The 20,264-nt window shown below is 38.2% G+C and carries 20 protein-coding genes and 2 riboswitches; of the genes, 6 read left to right on the forward strand and 14 right to left on the reverse strand.

Annotation, left to right across the window (positions count from 1 at the left end; genetic code table 11):
* The first annotated feature begins 187 nt into the window (after positions 1 to 187).
* On the forward strand, positions 188 to 2,341 hold the full coding sequence (locus COE25_RS14465) for an ATP-dependent Clp protease ATP-binding subunit (protein WP_088086210.1): 2,154 nt from the start codon (positions 188 to 190) through the stop codon (positions 2,339 to 2,341).
* A gap of 47 nt (positions 2,342 to 2,388) precedes the next feature.
* On the opposite strand, the gene COE25_RS14470 is transcribed toward COE25_RS14465, so the two are convergent.
* Both COE25_RS14470 and COE25_RS14475 read right to left on the reverse strand, forming a co-directional pair.
* A complete protein-coding gene (locus tag COE25_RS14470; protein ID WP_088086209.1) occupies positions 2,389 to 4,083 on the reverse strand; it encodes a M3 family oligoendopeptidase in 1,695 nt (564 codons plus the stop codon).
* A gap of 104 nt (positions 4,084 to 4,187) precedes the next feature.
* On the reverse strand, positions 4,188 to 4,628 hold the full coding sequence (locus tag COE25_RS14475) for a MarR family winged helix-turn-helix transcriptional regulator (protein ID WP_088086208.1): 441 nt from the start codon (positions 4,626 to 4,628) through the stop codon (positions 4,188 to 4,190).
* Positions 4,629 to 4,984: 356 nt separating this feature from the next.
* Here COE25_RS14475 and COE25_RS14480 point away from each other — a divergent pair, with 356 nt between their 5' ends.
* Positions 4,985 to 6,220 carry an MFS transporter gene (locus COE25_RS14480; RefSeq protein WP_098933097.1) on the forward strand — a complete coding sequence of 412 codons (1,236 nt, stop codon included), beginning with the start codon at positions 4,985 to 4,987 and terminating at the stop codon, positions 6,218 to 6,220.
* 26 nt (positions 6,221 to 6,246) lie between these two features.
* On the opposite strand, the gene COE25_RS14485 is transcribed toward COE25_RS14480, so the two are convergent.
* A complete protein-coding gene (locus tag COE25_RS14485; RefSeq protein WP_257208830.1) occupies positions 6,247 to 6,771 on the reverse strand; it encodes a hemerythrin domain-containing protein in 525 nt (174 codons plus the stop codon).
* Between the two features lie 214 nt (positions 6,772 to 6,985).
* Here COE25_RS14485 and COE25_RS14490 point away from each other — a divergent pair, with 214 nt between their 5' ends.
* Positions 6,986 to 7,333: a hypothetical protein gene (locus tag COE25_RS14490; protein WP_098933098.1), complete on the forward strand. Its 348-nt coding sequence runs from the start codon at positions 6,986 to 6,988 to the stop codon at positions 7,331 to 7,333.
* Positions 7,334 to 7,473: 140 nt separating this feature from the next.
* Here COE25_RS14490 and COE25_RS14495 read toward each other — a convergent pair whose 3' ends face one another.
* The 4 genes from COE25_RS14495 to COE25_RS14510 are packed head-to-tail and all read right to left on the reverse strand — an operon-like array spanning position 7,474 to position 10,936.
* A complete protein-coding gene (locus tag COE25_RS14495; RefSeq protein ID WP_066252392.1) occupies positions 7,474 to 7,758 on the reverse strand; it encodes a ferredoxin family protein in 285 nt (94 codons plus the stop codon).
* Positions 7,758 to 9,053 (reverse strand): FAD-dependent oxidoreductase, encoded by a 1,296-nt coding sequence (locus COE25_RS14500; protein ID WP_098933099.1) that lies wholly within the window; start codon positions 9,051 to 9,053, stop codon positions 7,758 to 7,760. Before COE25_RS14500 ends, COE25_RS14495 begins: the two co-directional genes overlap by 1 nt.
* The gene (locus tag COE25_RS14505; RefSeq protein ID WP_098933100.1) at positions 9,046 to 10,077 is read right to left on the reverse strand and encodes an electron transfer flavoprotein subunit alpha/FixB family protein; all 1,032 of its coding nucleotides are present in this window, start codon (positions 10,075 to 10,077) and stop codon (positions 9,046 to 9,048) included. Before COE25_RS14505 ends, COE25_RS14500 begins: the two co-directional genes overlap by 8 nt.
* A 34-nt stretch (positions 10,078 to 10,111) precedes the next feature.
* The gene (locus COE25_RS14510) at positions 10,112 to 10,936 is read right to left on the reverse strand and encodes an electron transfer flavoprotein subunit beta/FixA family protein (RefSeq protein ID WP_088086203.1); all 825 of its coding nucleotides are present in this window, start codon (positions 10,934 to 10,936) and stop codon (positions 10,112 to 10,114) included.
* Between the two features lie 394 nt (positions 10,937 to 11,330).
* On the opposite strand from COE25_RS14510, the gene COE25_RS14515 reads away from it, so the two are divergent.
* Positions 11,331 to 12,065, forward strand: a complete 735-nt coding sequence (locus COE25_RS14515; protein ID WP_098933101.1) for a ZIP family metal transporter — start codon at positions 11,331 to 11,333, stop codon at positions 12,063 to 12,065.
* Between the two features lie 66 nt (positions 12,066 to 12,131).
* Here COE25_RS14515 and COE25_RS14520 read toward each other — a convergent pair whose 3' ends face one another.
* The 6 genes from COE25_RS14520 to COE25_RS14545 form a co-directional block, all read right to left on the reverse strand.
* On the reverse strand, positions 12,132 to 12,374 hold the full coding sequence (locus COE25_RS14520; protein WP_088086201.1) for an aspartyl-phosphate phosphatase Spo0E family protein: 243 nt from the start codon (positions 12,372 to 12,374) through the stop codon (positions 12,132 to 12,134).
* Between the two features lie 271 nt (positions 12,375 to 12,645).
* A complete protein-coding gene (locus COE25_RS14525; protein WP_088086200.1) occupies positions 12,646 to 13,179 on the reverse strand; it encodes a 1,2-dihydroxy-3-keto-5-methylthiopentene dioxygenase in 534 nt (177 codons plus the stop codon).
* Between the two features lie 30 nt (positions 13,180 to 13,209).
* On the reverse strand, positions 13,210 to 13,839 hold the full coding sequence (locus COE25_RS14530) for a methylthioribulose 1-phosphate dehydratase (protein ID WP_088086199.1): 630 nt from the start codon (positions 13,837 to 13,839) through the stop codon (positions 13,210 to 13,212).
* Positions 13,833 to 14,507 (reverse strand): 2-hydroxy-3-keto-5-methylthiopentenyl-1-phosphate phosphatase, encoded by a 675-nt coding sequence (locus COE25_RS14535; RefSeq protein WP_098933102.1) that lies wholly within the window; start codon positions 14,505 to 14,507, stop codon positions 13,833 to 13,835. Before COE25_RS14535 ends, COE25_RS14530 begins: the two co-directional genes overlap by 7 nt.
* Positions 14,504 to 15,715 carry a 2,3-diketo-5-methylthiopentyl-1-phosphate enolase gene (gene mtnW, locus COE25_RS14540; RefSeq protein WP_098933103.1) on the reverse strand — a complete coding sequence of 404 codons (1,212 nt, stop codon included), beginning with the start codon at positions 15,713 to 15,715 and terminating at the stop codon, positions 14,504 to 14,506. The genes COE25_RS14535 and mtnW overlap by 4 nt, the downstream gene beginning before the upstream one ends.
* Before the next feature lie 72 nt (positions 15,716 to 15,787).
* A riboswitch (SAM riboswitch) is annotated at positions 15,788 to 15,896 on the reverse strand.
* Between the two features lie 83 nt (positions 15,897 to 15,979).
* Positions 15,980 to 17,155, reverse strand: a complete 1,176-nt coding sequence (locus tag COE25_RS14545) for a pyridoxal phosphate-dependent aminotransferase (protein ID WP_088086196.1) — start codon at positions 17,153 to 17,155, stop codon at positions 15,980 to 15,982.
* A gap of 118 nt (positions 17,156 to 17,273) precedes the next feature.
* Between COE25_RS14545 and COE25_RS14550 the strand changes: the two genes are divergently transcribed.
* Both COE25_RS14550 and mtnK read left to right on the forward strand, forming a co-directional pair.
* Positions 17,274 to 18,059 carry a carbon-nitrogen family hydrolase gene (locus tag COE25_RS14550; RefSeq protein WP_098933104.1) on the forward strand — a complete coding sequence of 262 codons (786 nt, stop codon included), beginning with the start codon at positions 17,274 to 17,276 and terminating at the stop codon, positions 18,057 to 18,059.
* A gap of 68 nt (positions 18,060 to 18,127) precedes the next feature.
* Positions 18,128 to 18,282, forward strand: a riboswitch (SAM riboswitch).
* Between the two features lie 103 nt (positions 18,283 to 18,385).
* On the forward strand, positions 18,386 to 19,570 hold the full coding sequence (mtnK, locus tag COE25_RS14555; protein WP_098933105.1) for an S-methyl-5-thioribose kinase: 1,185 nt from the start codon (positions 18,386 to 18,388) through the stop codon (positions 19,568 to 19,570).
* A gap of 34 nt (positions 19,571 to 19,604) precedes the next feature.
* On the opposite strand, the gene COE25_RS14560 is transcribed toward mtnK, so the two are convergent.
* Positions 19,605 to 20,189: a DUF2087 domain-containing protein gene (locus tag COE25_RS14560; protein WP_098933177.1), complete on the reverse strand. Its 585-nt coding sequence runs from the start codon at positions 20,187 to 20,189 to the stop codon at positions 19,605 to 19,607.
* Between the last annotated feature and the right edge of the window lie 75 nt (positions 20,190 to 20,264).

The following is a 20,264-nucleotide window of genomic DNA, read 5'->3' on the forward strand; positions in this document are numbered from 1 at the left end:
CTCCTCCTTAACATCAATATATGATGATAAGGACAAACAAAGACGAGCTTTTTTCCTGAAATAGCAAGCATTACCAAAAACAAATTTCTTGAAAGTCAAAAAAGGTCAGAGTATACTATCGTCATAAGGTCAAATATAGTCAAAGTCAAAGTGAAAATATGAATCTTTACAAGGAGGTAATTTGCTTATGCTTTGTCAAAAATGTAATGAGAACCATGCAAACATTCAATTAAATATGATTATTAACGGACAACGTAAGGAAATCAAACTCTGTCACGAATGCTATACAAAAGAAAAGCAAACTTTAGGTGCAGGTTTTGGTCCAAAGATGAATTCTTATCCAAGCTTCCCATTTGAAAATCTGTTCATGAATAACGCTTCTCATGATAAGGATGATAGCATTCATCCTCCACAACAAACGGGAAGAAAAACCGGAAAAGGTGGCTTTATTGAGCAATTCGGACGTAATTTAACCCAAATGGCAAAAGCGGGGTTGATAGATCCTGTCATCGGCCGCGATGGAGAAGTAATGCGTGTCATTGAAATACTAAACAGACGAAATAAGAATAATCCGGTATTAATTGGTGAACCAGGGGTCGGGAAGACTGCAATTGCTGAAGGTCTTGCCCAGAAAATTTCTGAAGGAGATGTCCCAGGTAAGTTACGGGGGAAAGAGGTATATTTGCTTGACGTCGCTTCTCTTGTTGCCAATACAGGAATCCGTGGCCAATTTGAGGAAAGAATGAAGCAAATCATTTCCGAATTACAGGAGCGGAAAAATATTATCCTTTTCATCGATGAGATTCATCTGCTAGTAGGTGCTGGCTCTGCTGAAGGCTCTATGGATGCCGGCAACATTTTAAAGCCTGCCCTTGCTCGTGGAGAACTTCAGGTGGTTGGTGCAACTACATTAAAAGAATATCGCCAAATCGAAAAAGATTCTGCTCTGGAACGGCGCTTCCAACCAGTTCATGTACTTGAACCGACTGCCGAAGCTGCGATTGATATATTAAAAGGGATACAAAAGAAGTATGAGGATTATCATGAAGTCGTCTATTCTGATGAAGCAATCCTTTCCTGTGTTCAATTGTCTCAGCGCTATATTCAAGACCGCTTTTTACCAGACAAAGCCATCGATTTGCTTGATGAAGCTGGCTCGAAATTAAACCTAGTTTCGGATTATAAGAGCAATGAACAAATTGAAATACGTCTAAAAGAGATTGCTGCTGAGAAGGAAGAAGCACTTAAAAATGAGCAGTATGAAAAGGCAGCATCCCTTCGCGATGAAGAAACAAACCTTGAAAAGTCTTTACATTTAATATCAAGCTCTGAAAGACCCATCGTTGATGTAGGGCTTATACAAGAAATCATCGAACAAAAAACAGGGATACCTGTTGGAAAGCTGCAACAAGATGAGCAGCTAAAAATGAAGGCATTAGAAGTAAATCTTAACCAAAAGGTTATTGGCCAGGAAAAGGCTGTAAATAAAGTTGCTAAAGCGATTAGACGTAGTCGAGCCGGCTTAAAATCAAAGCATCGCCCAATTGGTTCCTTTTTATTTGTTGGACCAACCGGCGTCGGAAAAACAGAGTTGACCAAAACCCTTGCTGAGGAATTATTTGGATCTAAGGATTCGATGATCCGCCTTGATATGAGCGAATACATGGAAAAACACAGCGTCTCCAAATTAATCGGCTCACCTCCTGGCTATGTAGGTCATGAAGAGGCTGGACAGCTAACCGAAAAAGTGAGGAGAAATCCATATAGCATTATTTTATTAGATGAAATTGAAAAGGCACATCCAGATGTCCAGCATCTGTTCCTGCAAATTCTTGAAGATGGCCGACTCACAGACAGTCAAGGAAGAATTGTCAGCTTTAAGGATACTGTTATCATTATGACAAGCAATGCTGGTGTGGGCCACAAGACAGTTCATGTTGGATTTGGTACAACAGAGGCGATCGAAGAAGCAAGTATACTTGACTCGTTAGGCGGCTTCTTTAAGCCAGAATTCTTAAATCGTTTCGATAGTATCATTGAATTCAATTCACTCGGTAAAGAGCATATCCTCTATATTGTCGATTTAATGATTAGTGAATTACAAGTAACACTTACTGAGCAAAAGATTGAATTAACCATTACAACAGAAGCAAAAGAAAAGCTAGCTATGCTTGGGTACCACCCCGCATTTGGGGCACGCCCGCTCCGCCGCGTAATCCAAGAAGAACTTGAAGATAAAATTGCTGATTTTATCTTAGAGGAACCAGATACTAAAAAATTATCTGCCGTTGTTGAAGAAAATCAGCTCAAAGTAGTTTCTAAAGTAACTTCTCTTAAATAGGTCAAAAGCGAAGCCATTTCTTGAACGGCTTCGCTTTTTTCATTTAACTATAGATTTTTATCATCCACAGATTTTAACCAATCATCAATTACACCCACAACTGACTCTACACAACCAACTTCAAAAGGAGAGATTAGATTTGCTGCCTCGACTAACTTTGTGAATGACATACTCCCGCCTAGCTTACAAAGCTTCACATAATCTGCCCAAGCTTCATCTTGATTCTCTCTTGAACGCTTCCAGAATTGGAAAGCACAAATTTGGGCGAGCGTATAATCAATATAATAAAATGGCGAATTATAGATATGCCCTTGGCGCTGCCAGAAGCCGCCATTCTCTAGGTATTCATTTCCGTCATAATCTTTATGCGGCAAATATTTTTTCTCAATCTCACGCCACTGGAGCTTACGCTCTTTTGGAGTAGCTTCTGGGTTTTCATAGACCCAATGTTGAAATTCATCAACCGAAACCCCATATGGCAAGAATAATAGGGCATCACTTAAATGTGAAAACTTGTATTTATCGGTGTCTTCCTTAAAGAACAAGTCCATCCATGGCCATGTGAAAAATTCCATACTCATCGAATGAATTTCACATGCTTCATAGGTTGGCCATGCGTATTCGGGAATCTCAAAATGACGGCTTGAATACACTTGGAAAGCATGACCTGCCTCATGTGTCAGGACATCAATATCCCCGGACGTTCCGTTAAAATTAGAAAAAATGAAAGGTGCTTTATAATTTTCTATAAACGTACAGTAGCCTCCGCCGGCTTTACCCTTCTTGGCAACAAGATCCATCAAATGATTATCTTGCATATAGCGAAAAAATGCCCCCGTATCTTCTGAAAGATCTTCATACATTTTTTGCCCATTTTCTATGATCCATTCTGGAGTACCTTTTGGAGTGGCATTACCAGTTTGAAAATTAAAGCTTTCATCATAGTACTTTAATTTATCCAGTCCGATTCTTTCTTGTTGACGTACTTTTAATTTTGTCGCAATCGGAACAATGAAATCCTGTACTTGACTGCGGAAATTGGCGACCATCTCAGCATTATAATCTGTTCTCATCATTCTGTAATAACCAAGTTCAACAAAGTTATTAAATCCAAGTGATTCGGCAATTTCTGTCCTTACTTTCACCAGATCATCATAAATTCGATCAAACTCTGCTTCATGTTCAACCATAAAACCAAATTTCGCTTCATTGGCTCGTTTTCTCATTTTTCTGTCAGTCGACTGCGCGAATGGTTCTAATTGTGCTAATGTTCTCTCTTCCCCTTCAAATTCTATCTTTGCCGAAGCCATTAGCTTCGTATATTCCGTTGATAGGCGATTTTCCTTCTGAAGTAAGGGCACAATTTCAGGTTTAAATGTTTTAAGTTGTCCTTCAGCTAGGGCAAATAGCTGCTTTCCCCATTTCTCTTCTAATTCAGGACGGAACTTAGAATTTACAAGCACTTGATAATACTTAGTTACTAACCCTTCAACTTCAGGCTGGATTTCATCCATAAAATCCTGTTCATCCTTATAAAACTCATCATTTGTATCAATAGAATGACGAATATAACAAAGGTTGAACATAGTACCTAGATCATTTCTTAGCTTATTAATCTCATTCATTACCCTGCTTTGTTCTTCAACCGATTCAGCATTTTTTAGGCTCTCAAGTGCCAAATGAAATTTTTCAGTTACCTCATCTAAATCCGGTCGTGTGTATGTATAGTTCTCAAACCCCATTGAACCATCCCCTTTTTGTACTTTGCTAATATTTCCAATCTATTTTATTATATACTACTCACTAACATTCCTAACAACAAAAAAAATACGACCCAATGGTCGTATTAGAACTTACCAGCAGGCAACCCTAGTTTTTTCAACAGGTCAATTGCTTCCAGTTTTTCAGTTTCAGTCAGTGATGACATGAGTTTATCAATTTGCTCAGCATGTTCAGGAAAAATATCCTGGATAAACTTTTTCCCATCTTCAGTTATTTGTGCATAAGTGACTCGTCGGTCCTTCGGACAGGCAATTCTTCTTAACATCCCTTTTTGTTCAAGTTTGTCGACCACGTAAGTAATGCTTCCGCTTGCAAGTAATATTTTCCCGCCTATTTGCTGCATTGGCTGATCACCTTTATGGTAAAGGAGCTCCAAAACTGCAAATTCAGTTGGATTTAAACCACTGGCCTGGATCACTTTATTTACATGCTCGTTAATTGCTTTATACGCTCTTGAAAGGACTATAAAAAGCTTTAATGAATTAGCCGTTGAATTATTTTCCATAAAAAACTCATCCTTTTAGGTTTATAAATTAGACTTACTTTGAGGTATCAATATGAATAAAATATCTTGATTTCAAGATTATTATAAAAAAATTTTTAAGAAATGTCAATTCACTCTAAAAAAATCAGGAATATTTCGTATCCAAGAGAAATAGATGCATGATAGGAATTTTTTAATTAGATGGCTTTGTTAAAGGTCATTGTTGATTTTAAGACTACGTTGATAGGAGCGGAAATCAACGGCCAAGTTAGACAGAGCCTATAAAATAATTAAAATAAAATATTTCTTATTTTTATGGTTCGGTAGTAAGATATGGTTATAAAAAAATTTAGTCTTTTAATAAAGAAGGGATTATTATGAGTTCACAAGCTGTTTTACCTGCAAAGGCTCCAAAGTCTTCTGAATCAACCATGTATAAAATTCTTTTTATTATTGGATTGTGCCATTTATTGAATGATGCAATTCAAGCTGTGGTGCCAGCCATGTTCCCTATTTTAGAAAAATCAATGGGGCTAAGTTTTACCCAGCTTGGTATTATTGCTTTTTCCCTAAATATGGTCTCATCTGTTTTGCAGCCAATGGTCGGCTACATAACTGACAAGAAACCCATGCCTTTCGCACTGCCGATCGGACTGACTTTCACGCTAGTCGGTATTCTTGGATTAGGGTTTGCTTCAAACTTTGGACTAATTGTCTTGTCAGTCCTTTTCATCGGTCTTGGTTCAGCAGTATTTCACCCGGAAGGTTCCCGGGTTGCGTATATGGCTGCAGGAAATCGACGCGGACTGGCACAGTCGATTTATCAGGTCGGTGGAAACACGGGTCAAGCATTGGCTCCACTAATAACTGCACTAATATTGGTTCCATTGGGGCAGATTGGTGCATCCTGGTTTACGATTGTCGCAGCACTAGCAGTGATTTTATTAATTTATATTGCAAATTGGTATAATCACAGGTTGATAGCTTCACCAAATATACTAAAGAAAAAGAGAACTAGCTTGTCTAACAATGTAGCAATAACTAAAGAGGTAAAAAATACCTTAGCATTGATTTTATTATTAATTTTTGCAAGGACTTGGTATTCTTCTGGAATTACCAACTTTTATACCTTTTATGCGATAAAAGAATATGCCCTTACGATTAAGCAATCCCAATTATTCCTGTTCGCTTTTTTAGTTTCCGGTGCCGTCGGTACTTTTTTTGGAGGTCCTCTTTCAGATCGGTTTGGTAAAAAAACAATCATTTCCTTTTCAATGTTAGCAACGATTCCTTTTTCAATTTTAATTCCACAGGAACCACCAACGTTGGCATTTATTTTCTTAATACTTACTGGGTTTATTTTAATGACTAGTTTTTCTGTAACGGTAGTATATGCACAGGAATTAGTCCCGGGGAAAATTGGGACGATGTCTGGGTTAACAGTAGGACTTGCGTTTGGAATGGGTGCAATTGGTTCTGTAGGACTCGGCTATATAGCAGACTGGATTGGATTACAGTCGATGATTACATGGCTCGGTTTACTTCCGATTCTAGGCTTAATTGCGTTTCTCCTTCCAACTGACCAAAAGGTTAAAGAATGGAATCAAAAGTAAAATAGGATGGGCCAGAGGCCCATCCTTTATTTTATGTCTTGGATTTTACGGTATAATTCTTCCTTTTCCTCTTCTGTAAGCATTCTTTCTGCCATTGGGAACAAAACATTTTCCTCTTTGGAGAAATGCTCTGTTAAAATAAAGTAGGCATTTTGAATTAGTTCAGCTGTTTTTTTAGTTTCTTCCGTAGACGCAAGACCACTTTCTGCTTTTCCAAGAAATTCTCCAATATTTGCTTTTGCCTGCTCATGTTCATATTCCATAACAGCTATTGGTCCAGATGTCGTCCCGATATATACACCCATCATAGGAAAAAGAACGCCTTCTTCTCTTCCTGAATGAGGGTCCAATGCTGCTTTAAATTCTTTTACTTTTGTAATTAATGCAGCAAAGTTAGTTTCTACATCTATTTCTTGATCAATTTTTTGTGTTAGGTCATACAATCCTTCTAATTGTCCTAATAACGGAGGATGTTCACTTTTTAATTGCTTAAGTCCTTTACTTAGTTCAGCTTGGGGCATTCCACCAAGAGCAATCATACAGCCACTCATCAACAATCACCTCTATCTCATTCTATTGCTTCAAGTATAAAATCAACCATAAATTTATGTAGTGACTTAGGTCACAATTACGATTAGGTTATGAATTTTTGTCAGTTTCATGAAAACTCGTTAATTTTTTTTAAAATTTTAACATTTATCACACAAAAAAAGTTTAAATGTTTCATATAATAGAGATAGAACATAAAAGGGAGGGAAAAAAAATATGAAAACCCCAAATTATCACGACTTTTATCAAAAGGCATTAATACCCATTGGTGTAAATGACCTAATTTCCTTACAGGAATCCGCAGCATACTACCCTAACTCACCTTCGACACATTGGCTTATTGCCGTAGAAGGGGTACAACTCCCACAGTCAAAAATATACTATCATTGGAAAGTAAGTATATATCCTGCCGATAGTGAAGGTGATTTCAATTGGAAAAAACCATATTATTGCTCACCGAGTATGGAGTTAATGGATCATGCGAACACATTTGCATCTTCGCTTGTCACAGCCAGCAAAAACGATAAACTTTCCTCAGCTACCATACTAGAGAAAATAAGCTAATCCCCTAAAAACTTACCTTCTGCTTCACCTTCTTTTTACGTTCACTTGTGAAATAACCCACATATAGTATTATTAAAATATCTACATAAATTAAGGAGCTGTTTGCATAAAACGCAAACAGCTCCTTTTTTATTTCCAATTTACGCTAAGCGGAATACAATCCCGTGTCCGCCTTTTGGATATTCCCATTTAATGTTCTGGTATGGGCAGCCGATCCGGCAGCTTCCACATTCATGGCATCCTTCGTAGCCTACCTGCATCCGTGTTCCTTCCCACTTATAAACCTCAGCAGGGCAAAATACTGTACAAATTTTATCGGGACATTTTGTCATGCATACATCATGATCCAGTACGGTCAAATGAGACTTTGTATCACACTTAAAACGGAGGAGATACTGTTTTTCCTCGATATTCTTCGTTGACATTATTTCACCGCCTTCCAAGCACGATAGATATCTTGCAATACTCTAATTGTTCCTCTTTCCGCAGTTACACTCTTCATTATTTGTTTTTGTTTTTCACGCTTAGGAGTCCCATCAACTGTAAAGAATTTGCTAATCGCTTTATTCATCATTGGAACATAGTCATTAAAGTATTGTGGGTATTTCTCAAACGTATGTGCAGCATCTTTGTACTTCTCTAAATCCTTCATTATGAAACTACTATTAAGCGCATCACGGTAGCTATTTAAGCTTGATTCACTGAAGTCCCCACTTTTATGTGCCTGAACTACGGCTTCAGCAGCCATCTTTCCTGATGACATCGCCATGTTCGAACCTTCCCGATGAATGGCATTTACTAGCTGTGCTGCATCACCGACGACAATAACTCCATTACCAGCTACTTTCGGTACCGAACGATAACCACCTTCAGGAATAAGATGAGCAAGATACTCAGCAGATTCCCCACCTGCAAGCATTGGCTTGACCATCGGGTGAGTTTTTAAGTAGTCTAGAAGCTCATATGGCTTGATTTTCGCTTTTATCATGCTCGATAGTGTTGTACCAACTCCGATATTCAAGCTCTCTTTATTCGTGTAAACAAAAGCGGTTCCAAGATTACCCTTTGTTGAATCACCAAAGATTTCAATTGTACAACCCTGGTTATCTTCCAAATTAAAACGGTCATTTATTTTTTCTTTTGGTAAATTAACAACTTCCATTACTGTTAAGGCTACTTCATCTGGACGAAATTCTTTATGAAAGCCTAACTGTTTTGAAAGAAGAGAGTTAACACCGTCGGCAAGCACCACGACATCCGCATATACCTCTCCATTCGGACGATCGGTACAAACCCCGACAACCTTGCCATTTTCAACGATACATTCAGTTACTACCGTTTCATTAATAAGTAATGCCCCAGCGTCTACTGCCTTTTTTGCAAACCATTGGTCGAACTGAGCCCGAAGGACTGTAAAGTTATTATATGGTTCCATACCCCATTCAAGACCTTTATAGCCGAATTGAACGACAGATTCCTTATCCATCATCCAAAAGCGCTGTTCAATGACAGGTCTCTCAAGTGGTGCTTCCTTCCAAAATTCAGGAACTAATTCTTCCATTTGTTTGCGGTACAATACCCCGCCCATTACGTTTTTTGCTCCTGGGTATTCTCCACGTTCAATAAGCAAAACGTTTAGTCCATTTTTGGCACACGTGAGGGCACATGCACTTCCTGCTGGACCTGCCCCAACGACAATCACATCAAATTTTTCATGCATAGCTTATTTCACCACCTTTTTCAGTTCTAAGCTGCTTAAATTCCTCGATAAGTTTTGGGAGAATTTCCATTACATCTCCTACGATTCCATATGTTGCAACATCAAAAATTGGTGCATTTGGATCTTTGTTTATAGCGATAATTAAATCCGAATTTTTCATGCCGACAACGTGCTGAATTGCACCAGAAAGTGCAATAGCAAAATAAATTTTTGGTGTAACTGTTTCACCAGTTTGGCCAATTTGAAGATGGTGTGGCAGCCAGCCTGCTTCAACCACATCACGAGTACCTCCAACAGTCGCTCCAATCGTTTCCGCAAATTCATATAGGCGCTGGAAGTTTTGCACATCTCCCATTCCTTTTCCTCCACAGACGATAACATGTGCATCAGCTAAATTGGCCTTTTTTGTTACGTCATTCACAATTTGTAACACTTTTGTACGCATATCTTCTTCTTGCAGTGATATTTTTTCTTGAATAATTTTACCTGTTCTTCCTGATACCGGTTCTAGTGCCTTCATTACCTTTGGTCTAACGGTTGCCATTTGCGGGCGATGTTTTTTACATAGGATTGTCGCCATGATATTACCGCCAAAGGCAGGTCTGCTTGCTTCTAGTAATCTATTATCAACATCCACATCAAGCATTGTAGTATCCGCAGTTAATCCTGTGTTTAAATCTGTTGCTACGGCACTAGCTAAATCTTTACCGTTTGGTGTTGCGCCATAAAGGATAATTTCTGGCTTATATTTTTCAGCGAGGAGCATTACGCCCTTCATATATGATTCAGTACGGTAATTTTTCAATACAGGGTGGTCGACCATGTATACGATATCTGCACCATAAGAAATAATTTTATTTGCTAAAGGTTTAACTTCATTACCTAGTAAAAAGCCCGCTAAAGGAACTTGTAATTTATCCGCTAGTTTCCTTCCAGCACCAAGTAATTCCATAGAAACGCCTTCTACTTTACCATCGTTTTGTTCGATGAATACCCAGACTCCCCGATAATCGTCTAGATTCATGTATATTCCCCCCCATGACAAAAGATAATCGTTATTATTTAGATGATTGGATTGTTAACAGGTCCTTTTTCTCCATCAACAGCGCCATTAGCTGGTTAACCTGTTCATCACTAGTACCCTCTAGTCTTTTCCCGCCTTCTGGACGTGGTGGCGTAAACATTTTTCCAACAATGGTTGGTGAACCTTTTAGTCCTAGTTGTGACCGTTCTACATTTTCAAAGTCACTTACTGCCCAAATAATTGGTTCGTACCTTGCCGCTTTAATCATGTTCGGCATGGGCGAATAGTCGATGTCATTAATTTCTTTTTCAACCGTCAATAAACATGGAAGATTGGATTGAATCAATTCATAGCCATTGGTTAATTTCCGTTTAATGAGAACGGTGTTTTCTTTCTGATTGACTTCAGAAACTTCAATTACATTAGTTATTGGCGGGATATCCATTCTTCTTGCAATACCAGGTCCAACTTGTCCCGTATCACCATCAATCGCGTGCTTCCCACAAATAATCATGTCAACTGGGTGTTCCTTATTGATTTTTTCTAAAGCTTTCGAAAGCGCATAACTAGTTGCCAGTGTATCTGCCCCTGCAAAGGCACGGTCAGAAATTAAATATCCTTTATCAGCACCTATTTCCACACTCTTCTTGATAATATCAGTCGCTTGGGGTGGTCCCATTGATAAGACGGAAATGGTACCTCCTGTTTTTTCCCTAATTTTTACGGCCTCCTGAACTGCATGGGCATCGTAAGGGTTCAAGATGGCTGGTGCACTGCGACGGTCGAGTGTGTTGGTTTTAGGATTAATTTTAATAATTTTTGTATCTGGTACTTGTTTGACACATACGACAATATGCATGTAGGACTTTCCCTCCTCCATATGATCTGAGATTATTGAAAGCGTTTGCTTCCTATGGTTTAAAAATGCTTTTATTTACGATATATGAATCGCAACACAAGCATAGTACCAAACATTGATAGTTTTCTTTTTTTCTTTCTCGATTTAACCTAAAACTAGTGATCATTTAACATTCTTAAAAATCTTATGCAGTAGCTAAGCAGTGGTTTGTAAAAGTTGAAGTTATTACAGTTTGTGGTAAGATATGTAGTTAATCGTGATGTGAATATTAGATAAAGTAGTACTAATATAACTATATGAAATATTAAGATATAAACAATGATAAAAATCACAGCTACTGTCTAATATTGTAGATATTTGATTTGGATTAATTGGACAAGAAAGGAGATGTGTAATGACTGAAGTTATTTTCGGAAGTGTTCTTTCGGCGTTATCTACGGGGGCAGGTGCACTAATTATACTTTTTATACCTCATTCCATTACACATCGTTGGAAAGATGTTTTATTAGCATTTAGTGCAGGAATTATGATGGCAGCTTCTACGATTGGGTTGATCCCTGAGGCATTAAGAACAGGAGGCTTTGGTTCACTTTTTGTAGGAGTTTGTTTAGGAGTATGGGTGCTGACTACTTTGGAAAAAAATATCCCTCATATTGACTTACAGCATAACAAAAAGGGAATTCAATTTGATGAGAAGGCGTTGTTAATTATATCTGCAATTACCCTTCATAATATTCCTGAGGGATTGTCAGTTGGCGTAAGCTATGCATCCGAACAGGGGGATACTGGAAATTTAATTGCTTTAGCTATTGGGTTTCAAAATGCGCCGGAAGGCCTACTTGTCGCATTATTTTTAATCAATCAGCGAATTAGTAAACTGAAGGCCTTCATTATTGCAACCTTAACTGGAGCCATTGAAATCATTACTTCCTTATTAGGGTATTTTTTAACCTCATTTGTTCAAGGACTAGTCCCCTATGGTCTATCATTTGCTGCTGGTGCCATGTTATTTATTATTTATAAAGAATTAATTCCTGAAAGCCATGGCGACGGAAATGAGCGCGTTTCCACCTATGCGTTTATCTTGGGGTTGCTTGTCATGGTGTACATAATTGATATTTTTTCATAAGAAATTTTTATCTTTAACTAAGCGGCTGAACAAATTTAAACTTTTCACTCTCTTACTTAATTATCGTTAGACTAAAATCTTCGGCCAAACCATGATCATTTGTTTAAAGGCAAATTTAATTTCTTCATTTGGCCTAGAGATTTGGTCCATTACTTTTTGATACTCATTTATTAATTCATCTAGCTCCTGGCTATATCTTATTGTCATCTCATTGGTAAACCCCTGTGTATTCGCGCTATTTATCATTAATTCCCTTTTAGCCTTTATCTCTTCGATCATTTCAATCTGTGTATTACTATACTCGCACACGATTATCCCCCTACCTCTTACTCTATTACTGTAAACAACAAAAAATTAGACTACTTGATGAATTATGACAAGAATTATTATAAAAGTAAACACAATCGCAAAAGTAGACAAAACATCCTATTTCTTTCGTTATTCGACAAATCCCTCAAATAAATTCTTGTTTTTACGACAAAATTCTTCTAGTTTGCAAGCGTTTTATTCCATTTCACCATTCTTATAGACACAATAAAAAAACTGGCTTGCAATAATCTGCAGCCAGTTTTAGTATCTGTTATTGATTTACTTCTTCTTTTTCGTAAATAGGTACCCATCCCTCGGTGGTAACAAAAATCCTTACAGCAACCACTTTCCGATCTTCTTCAAGGGTAAAATAGTGCCTTGTATTTTCAGGTACAGAAATCAAGTCTCCTGGATTGAGATGTACTTCAAAGAACTCACCATCTTTACCTTGGATGACAAAGACACCGTGGCCGCTGACTATGAAACGAACTTCATCATCTGTATGATGATGCTCATTTTTAAAGTTTGTCAGTAATACATCCAAATTTGGAGTATTTTCTGATAAAGAAATGACATCTTGAGCTTTGTAGCCACGTCTAGCAGAAATATCTGCGATTTCGCCTTCAAATGCAGCTAGAATTTCTACCTTTTCTTCATCGCTTAAAAGATACTTTTCTACGAGTTCAGCGGGAAGCTTACTAATATCCCAATTTTCATAAATAACTTCCTGCGACTCCAGAAAGCTTGCAACCTCTTCTAGTTCATGAATTTGCTCTTCTCTGGTTTGAAAAGTAATATAAGCCATTCTTCATCATCCTCTCATTTTTAATATTTTTTACACGACTTTAAATAATTGATATGGTTTATGCTCTAGTAAACGTAATTGGTAGCGGAATAAAAACTCTGAGGCTTCAAGGATTTTTTTAGCCTCAAAGGCATTTCTCCCCCATACCGTTATTCCATGGTTGCGAATCAAGATAGCTCCAGTATCTCCTGAAACATGTTCAGAAAACTTATTAGCAAGTGTCGGGATATGGGCATAATTGTGAATAATTGGTATTGTTAAGACTGCGTCCTCTTCCCACTTATCAAAGGCCTTGATTAACTCTTGACCTTTAAATGTGACCTCACCATTATCACCATAAACTTCTGAGATCACATTATTATCAATCGTATGCACATGGAGACTGCAGCCAGCATTGGTTCGACGGTAAATTTCGACATGAAGAAGTGTCTCTGCTGAGGGCTTTAAATGTGTTTCTTCAACTGCACGGCCAAATTCATCCACGAGTAAAAAATCTTCATCTGTTCGCTTGCGTTTATCTTTTCCACTTGCTGTTACTAAAAATTGAAGCGGATGATTACTTACTTTAATCGCCAGGTTACCGCTCGTACCCATAAACCAATCACGCTCAGCTAACTCATCCTTTACATCGGCTAATTCGTTCCATCTTTCATTTAGCATGTTAGTTCATCCACCTCAATTCTTTTATTAATTTCCTCGATACAGTCGAAAAAAGATGTAAATCCTTGATGATTGATTCCCCATTCCACACATTTTTCCTGAAGTAAATCTCTTGCTAACACAAAGTCCGCATGTTTTGCTGCCTCGAGATCAGTTACCGAATCTCCAATAACAATTTTGAAACGGTTTTCCTGAGTGTTTAATTTACGAATAATACTTGGTTTACAACATCCGCAATCATTGTTACATAATGAATCACATTCATTCGGCCATAGAATTTTTATTCTCTCGTCTGTAAAATCCGATTCATTGCAATAAACTCCATCAAATGGACCATATTTCTCCAAGATTGGATAAACAAAGAAGTCAATACCGCCACTAACAATATAAAATGGAATACCTTTTGCACGCGCAAATTCAACAAACTCTCCAAATCCTGGGCGAATCTTTGCATTTTCAATCGCAAACTCAGTCAGTTCATCCTTTAACTTACTTGGTAATAAGGAGAAAAGTTTCCCGACTCCTTCATTGATCGAAATCTCACGTGAGAGGATTTGATCTTTGATCCGTTCCCACCCTTGAGGAGCAAACTTTTCCATCATGCTAATGATGTTATCACTTTCAGTTACCGTTCCGTCAAAATCACAAAAAATCACTGGTTTTGTCATACGGTCACCTCTGCATTACCCCATAGTTTTAGTGCCGTATGGAGCTCAGGATGCTGTTTTGCACCTTCGGCTAATAACTTTCCTTTAAGGTTGGTATCAATCGCTTGACGGAACGCAAGGCCCCCTCCGCGTGCACCATCTGGATGGCCATGGACCCCTCCGCCTGCATTAATGACAGAATCAATACCGAAGTCATGAATTAATAAAGGAACCAAGCCTGGATGAATTCCCGCTGATGGAACTGGGAATGACTTTTTAAAGACATCTTCTACGGTTAACTCACTTGCAATCGACAGTGCTTTCGTCTTCTCTAACGCCACGGTTCCATATGGGGATGGGAACAACGACAAATCAGCACCAGCATAACGAAGCAACTTTCCAAGCAATAATGAATGGGATAATCCATAAACTGGAGATGATGTAAAAGCACCACTAACTGCAGGGTGTGCCATGAGCGGTAAGGCAATTTTATCGTCTTCTCTTAATTCCTGCAGGACGTCTATGCCATAGGAAAACACATTAAACAGTAAGAGGTCCGCTCCAAGCTCTGCAGCCTTCCTTGCTTTTTCCTTCAGCTGCGATGTTCTACCCGTTAGGTTAACTGCATACAAAGTTCGATGTCCTGTTTGGTCAAATACTTCTTGCAATGCCTTTTTTCCTTCGACAATTCTTTTTTCAAATGGTGTTAGCTCATTTTCAAAAAGGATTTCATCGTCCTTCACAAAATCTACACCACCAAGGGCTTGTTGCTTTAATTGCTCAACTAAAAATGCGAGATCTTTACCGAGCACTCCTTTAAAGATACTCATTAAAAGCGGTCTATTATAAACGTTTAATTTCTTCCGAAGACCTTCAATTCCAAACCTTGGGCCAGGGAACTGACTCTTTAATCCATCATCAAACTGTAAATCTAGTAATTTTATTTTTCCATCTAATGAAAGCTTACCGAAAACGGTTGTTAAAATAGCAGGCAGGTCATTAGAAAAATTAATCGCTGGATAGGATATGCGGATTAAAGATTGGTCACCTTTTTCTGCAGGAATCGTTTCAACTGATACCACACTGCCTTTATGCTTGCGTAATTGGCTTTGCTCTAGTTCAGGCAAGTTCGTCCATGAACCTACAGTTAATCCAAGTGCAATCTCTTCAGCCTTTTTGGTTGGCTTTTTTTCATCATGCAGTAAATATGTAGCAATTATTTTAGACATTCAAAAACACGTCCTTTCAAAAAACATAAAAAACCTCTTCAACAAAGAAGAGGTTAGCCGCAAACTAACATCTTCTCATCTATCAGCTTGTTGCTGCAAGAATTAGCACCGTGCCTAAAACTGGTTTAAGTCGGTTGCCGGGCTTCATCGGGCTTTTCCCTCCGCCTGCTCTTGATAAGAAAACGATTCGTATTTTATTAAATTTATAATGTTGTTTAACTTTAATTTGCATTATCGCAAGAAAAATAAAAAATGTCAATCGATTTAACAGAATATTTCCAAACGACTAATTCTTTCAACAGCTTCGGCTAATCGTTGTTCTGATGTTAATAACCCAACACGGACATATCCTTCTCCAAATTCTCCAAAGCCAATTCCCGGTGCAACCATGATATGTGCTTGTTCAAGTAAAATGTTAGCAAATTCCTCAGATGTTTTGCCCTCAGGAACTTTGAGCCACGCGAAAAAGGAACCCTTTGGCGCGGTGACATTCCATCCCAATGAACGAAGCCCATCAATCAATACATTACGTCTTCGCTCATAAAGATCGTTTAGTTCCCGTACACAATCCTGAGGGCCCATTAAAGCCTCAGCCGCTGCCTCTTGTACAGCCCCAAATAAACTAACATAAAGATGGTCCTGTAAAAGTTCGATGCTTGAAATCACACTCTCATTCCCAACAGCAAAACCAACACGCCAGCCTGCCATATTAAAGGTTTTTGATAAAGTATATATCTCTATCCCAACCTCTTTAGCCCCTTCAACCTGCATAAAACTTATTGGTTTTTCACCATCGAAACCAATAGCACCATAGGCAAAATCATGAACAACACAAATATCATGATCACTCGCTAGCTTAATAGTCTCATCAAAAAATTCATGAGTAGCTGTAGCTCCTGTTGGATTATTAGGATAATTGAGGAACATTAACTTTGCTTTTGATAAAACAGACTTATCCAGTTCGCAATAATCCGGCAGAAAGTTATTTTCCTCTCGTAACGGCATCGTAACCATTTCAGCTTTTGCAAGAGCAACCCCAGACCAATAATCCGGGTAACCGGGGTCAGGTACAAGGATGGTATCCCCCGGATTTAATAAGCATTGAGGGATTTCGACAAGTCCTGCTTTACCCCCAAACAAAATTGCCACTTCTTTATCCGGATCAATGGTCACTCCATATTCTCTTAAATAAAAATCAGCGGCAGCCTGTTTTAAATAACGATGTCCCTGAAAAGGAGAATATTTATGATTTAATGGATTCACTGCTGCATCTTGAAGTTTTTTAACAATATGAGAAGGCGTTGGCTGATCGGGGTTGCCTTGCCCTAAATTAATCACATCAAACCCTTGTGAAATATACTCCCCTACTTTTTTAACAAGTGAAGCAAAAAATTGCTTCGGAAGACTAGTTAATAGTTCTGATGGTGGAAATTGCTTCATTATTCTCACCTGCTTAATTATTTATAAGAATCATTATGAATTTCTAGTCACAAATGATATAACTTTTATAATGGCTTGTAAAGAAAAAATTCCGAAATTTCAAACGAGGTGAAGATTCGTGAAATTAAAAATTTCATGTCTGCAAATGGATATCGTCTTTGGCAATCCCAATAAAAACTACCAAACTGCCGAAAGACTCATTGAAAAAGCACTGATTGAACAACCCGATATCATTGTCCTTCCAGAACTATGGACAACGGGTTATGACTTGACCCGCCTTAATGAAATTGCAGACCCAAAAGCAGTACAAACGATTGAATTTCTGAGAAATGCAGCACAAAAAAATCAGGTTCATTTAGTTGGCGGCTCAGTTGCAAACCGAGAAGAAACAGGAGTAAAAAATACTCTCCTCATCATTAATAAAGATGGCACGCTTGTACACCAGTATAGTAAACTACATCTTTTTAAACTCATGAATGAGCATGTTTTCTTAGAGCCTGGCGCTGAGAAGGGACTTTTCCAACTTGATAATCACCAGTTTGCTGGGTCGATCTGTTATGATATCCGGTTTCCAGAGTGGATACGCGCTCACACATCAGAAGGTGCAGAAGCACTGTTTGTTGTGGCCGAATGGCCTGCACCCAGATTGTCCCACTGGAGGGCCCTTTTAATTGCAAGAGCAATTGAAAATCAATGTTATGTAATTGCCTGTAACCGTTCTGGAAATGACCCAAATAACCATTTTGCTGGTCACTCAATGATTATTGACCCGTGGGGTGAGGTCATTGCTGAGGCTGGAATGAAGGAAGAAATCCTATCGGCTGAAATTGAGATGGACTTAGTCAAGGAGGTCCGTAAGCAAATTCCTATTTTCACGGATAGAAAACCAGAATTCTATAAATAATAATTTTCAAAAAATATTGACACTTTCTCTTTGTTACTGATATGATTTTTACCAGTTAAATAGGTTTTCTCTTATCACGAGCTGGCTGAGGGATTTGGCCCTTTGAAGCCCAGCAACCGACCGGAAACCCATTGAAATGGGGCGCTTTTTTGCGCTGGGGATCCCCCCCTTTAAGGCACGGTGCTAATTCCAACAGAAGGATTATCTTTCTGAGAGATAAGAGGTGCGACAGACAATATTGTCTATCAGCCTCTTTCAGATGAGAAAGAGGCTTTTTTAGTGCCTGCGTGCATAACTAAGCCTCCCTAAAACGAGGAGGAACCATAATGAGTCTACTAAAACAAAAAACATACCAGCCTTTAACAAACGAGAGTGCAGTTGAACTGGCACTTGAATTGAAAATTTTTGACCAGCATGCAAAACTTTCCTGCAAGGAGATTGGCGATGGGAATCTCAATCTAGTCTTTCATATTGTTGATAAATTAGAAGGAAAAAGTGTTATTATCAAACAAGCTCTCCCTTATGCAAAGGTAGTTGGCGAAAGCTGGCCATTAACTTTGAAAAGAGCAAAGATTGAAGCGGATGCCTTAAAAATTTTCGGACAGATTGCTCCAGATTATGTGCCCCAAGTTTTTTTCACAGATGATGTCCTAGCTGTAACCGTAATGGAGGACCTTTCCCATCTTTCGATCGCAAGAACTGGCTTTATCAAAGGAGAAACCTATCCATTAATTTCAAAGCATCTAGGTGAATATCTTGCAAAAACACTATTTTACACTTCTGATTATGGATTAGGCCCTTCCTTAAAAAAGGAATATGTACAACAGTTTATCAATCCCGAGCTTTGCAAAATAACTGAAGATTTAATCTTTACCGATCCTTTTATTGATGCAGAAACCAACGATTTCGAGGAAGGACTGCGTCCTGGAGTCGAAGAGCTTTGGCAGGATGAAGAACTAAAATTTCATGTAAATATTTTGAAGAAACGCTTTTTAACAGAGGCTGAAGTTCTCCTCCATGGTGATCTTCATACCGGAAGTGTTTTTGCCGATAATTATGAAACAAAAGTAATCGATCCTGAATTTGCTTTTTACGGACCAGCTGGATTTGATATCGGCCAAGTATTTGCAAATCTTCTCTTTCAGGTAATAGCAAATGTTGAACAACGTGATCTTTTCCTCAATCATATTGAAACGGTATGGAATGTATTTGAGGATCAATTTACACAATTATGGAATACGGAGAATAAAGACGATTACGCTAAATCCACCACATATTTAAACTATAATTTAACTAAGTTTTTTGAGGACTCGATCGGCTTTGCAGGCTGCGAATTAATCAGAAGAACAATTGGTCTTGCTCATGTTGCTGATTTAGATGGGATCGAGGAAGATCAAACTAGAATTACTGCTAAGCAGAGAACATTAGATCTCGGTACAATCCTAATTAAACAACGAAAAGAAATAAAGAACCTTTCTTCTTTCATAACGACTGTAAAAGAAGCATTATAATAGGAAAAGCAATCCGAACTTTCGGATTGCTTTTCTAGTCAAGTTTTGCCCACATTTCTTCTGGATTTAGTTCATAAATACCATTTTCGCGGAACATGTAATGATTTATGATAAACTCTCTGCGAATAGTTGCATAATCATCATGGAATTGTTTTATATACTCGTTTAATTGTTTTTCTTCGTACTTTTCACCTATTTTTAAATCACGTACCATGTGTTCGAACACGATTAATTTCTTCTTCCTTTGGGCAGGAATGTTCTTTAGTTTCCCATTTTTCATAAAGAAGTTCTCGATAATTTTTTGTCTCTCGATACTTGACTCGACCATTTCATCCAACTCCTTCCCCTTTTTTTCTAGCAGCTCTGTAAACACCTTTGCCTGCTGGTTAATCAACGATTCATTTAGGTAAAAGTAAATCGTATTCTTGACTCTTCTGTCATACACCACATGGATCTCTCGTAATTTCTTTAAATGATGGGTAATCGTAGGTGCGGACAAGCCAAGCTTTCCTGCTATTGCCTGCCCATGGAGTGGACCTTTTGCTAATATAGCAACGATTCTAATCCGTGTGGGATCCCCCATCGTTTTATAAAACGCAACAACACGGTCTAATTGTATCAATGCACTACCTCCGCTTCATTCTAATTTGATATACATCTAATTAGATATATATCAAATTTAAAAAGCCCTGTC

The organism is Bacillus sp. AFS031507, from assembly GCF_002584635.1.
GTDB lineage: Bacteria > Bacillota > Bacilli > Bacillales > Cytobacillaceae > Neobacillus.

What these genes read in the sequence shown, in the direction of transcription:
- mtnK (WP_098933105.1), top strand. Translation starts at nt 18,386, where the DNA reads ATGAGTCTACTAAAACAAAAAACATACCAGCCTTTAACAAACGAGAGT.
- COE25_RS14530 (WP_088086199.1), bottom strand. Translation starts at nt 13,839, where the DNA reads ATGCTAAATGAAAGATGGAACGAATTAGCCGATGTAAAGGATGAGTTA.
- COE25_RS14475 (WP_088086208.1), bottom strand. Translation starts at nt 4,628, where the DNA reads ATGGAAAATAATTCAACGGCTAATTCATTAAAGCTTTTTATAGTCCTT.
- COE25_RS14535 (WP_098933102.1), bottom strand. Translation starts at nt 14,507, where the DNA reads ATGACAAAACCAGTGATTTTTTGTGATTTTGACGGAACGGTAACTGAA.
- COE25_RS14515 (WP_098933101.1), top strand. Translation starts at nt 11,331, where the DNA reads ATGACTGAAGTTATTTTCGGAAGTGTTCTTTCGGCGTTATCTACGGGG.
- COE25_RS14480 (WP_098933097.1), top strand. Translation starts at nt 4,985, where the DNA reads ATGAGTTCACAAGCTGTTTTACCTGCAAAGGCTCCAAAGTCTTCTGAA.
- COE25_RS14485 (WP_257208830.1), bottom strand. Translation starts at nt 6,771, where the DNA reads ATGAGTGGCTGTATGATTGCTCTTGGTGGAATGCCCCAAGCTGAACTA.
- COE25_RS14470 (WP_088086209.1), bottom strand. Translation starts at nt 4,083, where the DNA reads ATGGGGTTTGAGAACTATACATACACACGACCGGATTTAGATGAGGTA.
- mtnW (WP_098933103.1), bottom strand. Translation starts at nt 15,715, where the DNA reads ATGTCTAAAATAATTGCTACATATTTACTGCATGATGAAAAAAAGCCA.
- COE25_RS14505 (WP_098933100.1), bottom strand. Translation starts at nt 10,077, where the DNA reads ATGAATCTAGACGATTATCGGGGAGTCTGGGTATTCATCGAACAAAAC.
- COE25_RS14545 (WP_088086196.1), bottom strand. Translation starts at nt 17,155, where the DNA reads ATGAAGCAATTTCCACCATCAGAACTATTAACTAGTCTTCCGAAGCAA.
- COE25_RS14495 (WP_066252392.1), bottom strand. Translation starts at nt 7,758, where the DNA reads ATGTCAACGAAGAATATCGAGGAAAAACAGTATCTCCTCCGTTTTAAG.
- COE25_RS14525 (WP_088086200.1), bottom strand. Translation starts at nt 13,179, where the DNA reads ATGGCTTATATTACTTTTCAAACCAGAGAAGAGCAAATTCATGAACTA.
- COE25_RS14465 (WP_088086210.1), top strand. Translation starts at nt 188, where the DNA reads ATGCTTTGTCAAAAATGTAATGAGAACCATGCAAACATTCAATTAAAT.
- COE25_RS14510 (WP_088086203.1), bottom strand. Translation starts at nt 10,936, where the DNA reads ATGCATATTGTCGTATGTGTCAAACAAGTACCAGATACAAAAATTATT.
- COE25_RS14490 (WP_098933098.1), top strand. Translation starts at nt 6,986, where the DNA reads ATGAAAACCCCAAATTATCACGACTTTTATCAAAAGGCATTAATACCC.
- COE25_RS14500 (WP_098933099.1), bottom strand. Translation starts at nt 9,053, where the DNA reads ATGCATGAAAAATTTGATGTGATTGTCGTTGGGGCAGGTCCAGCAGGA.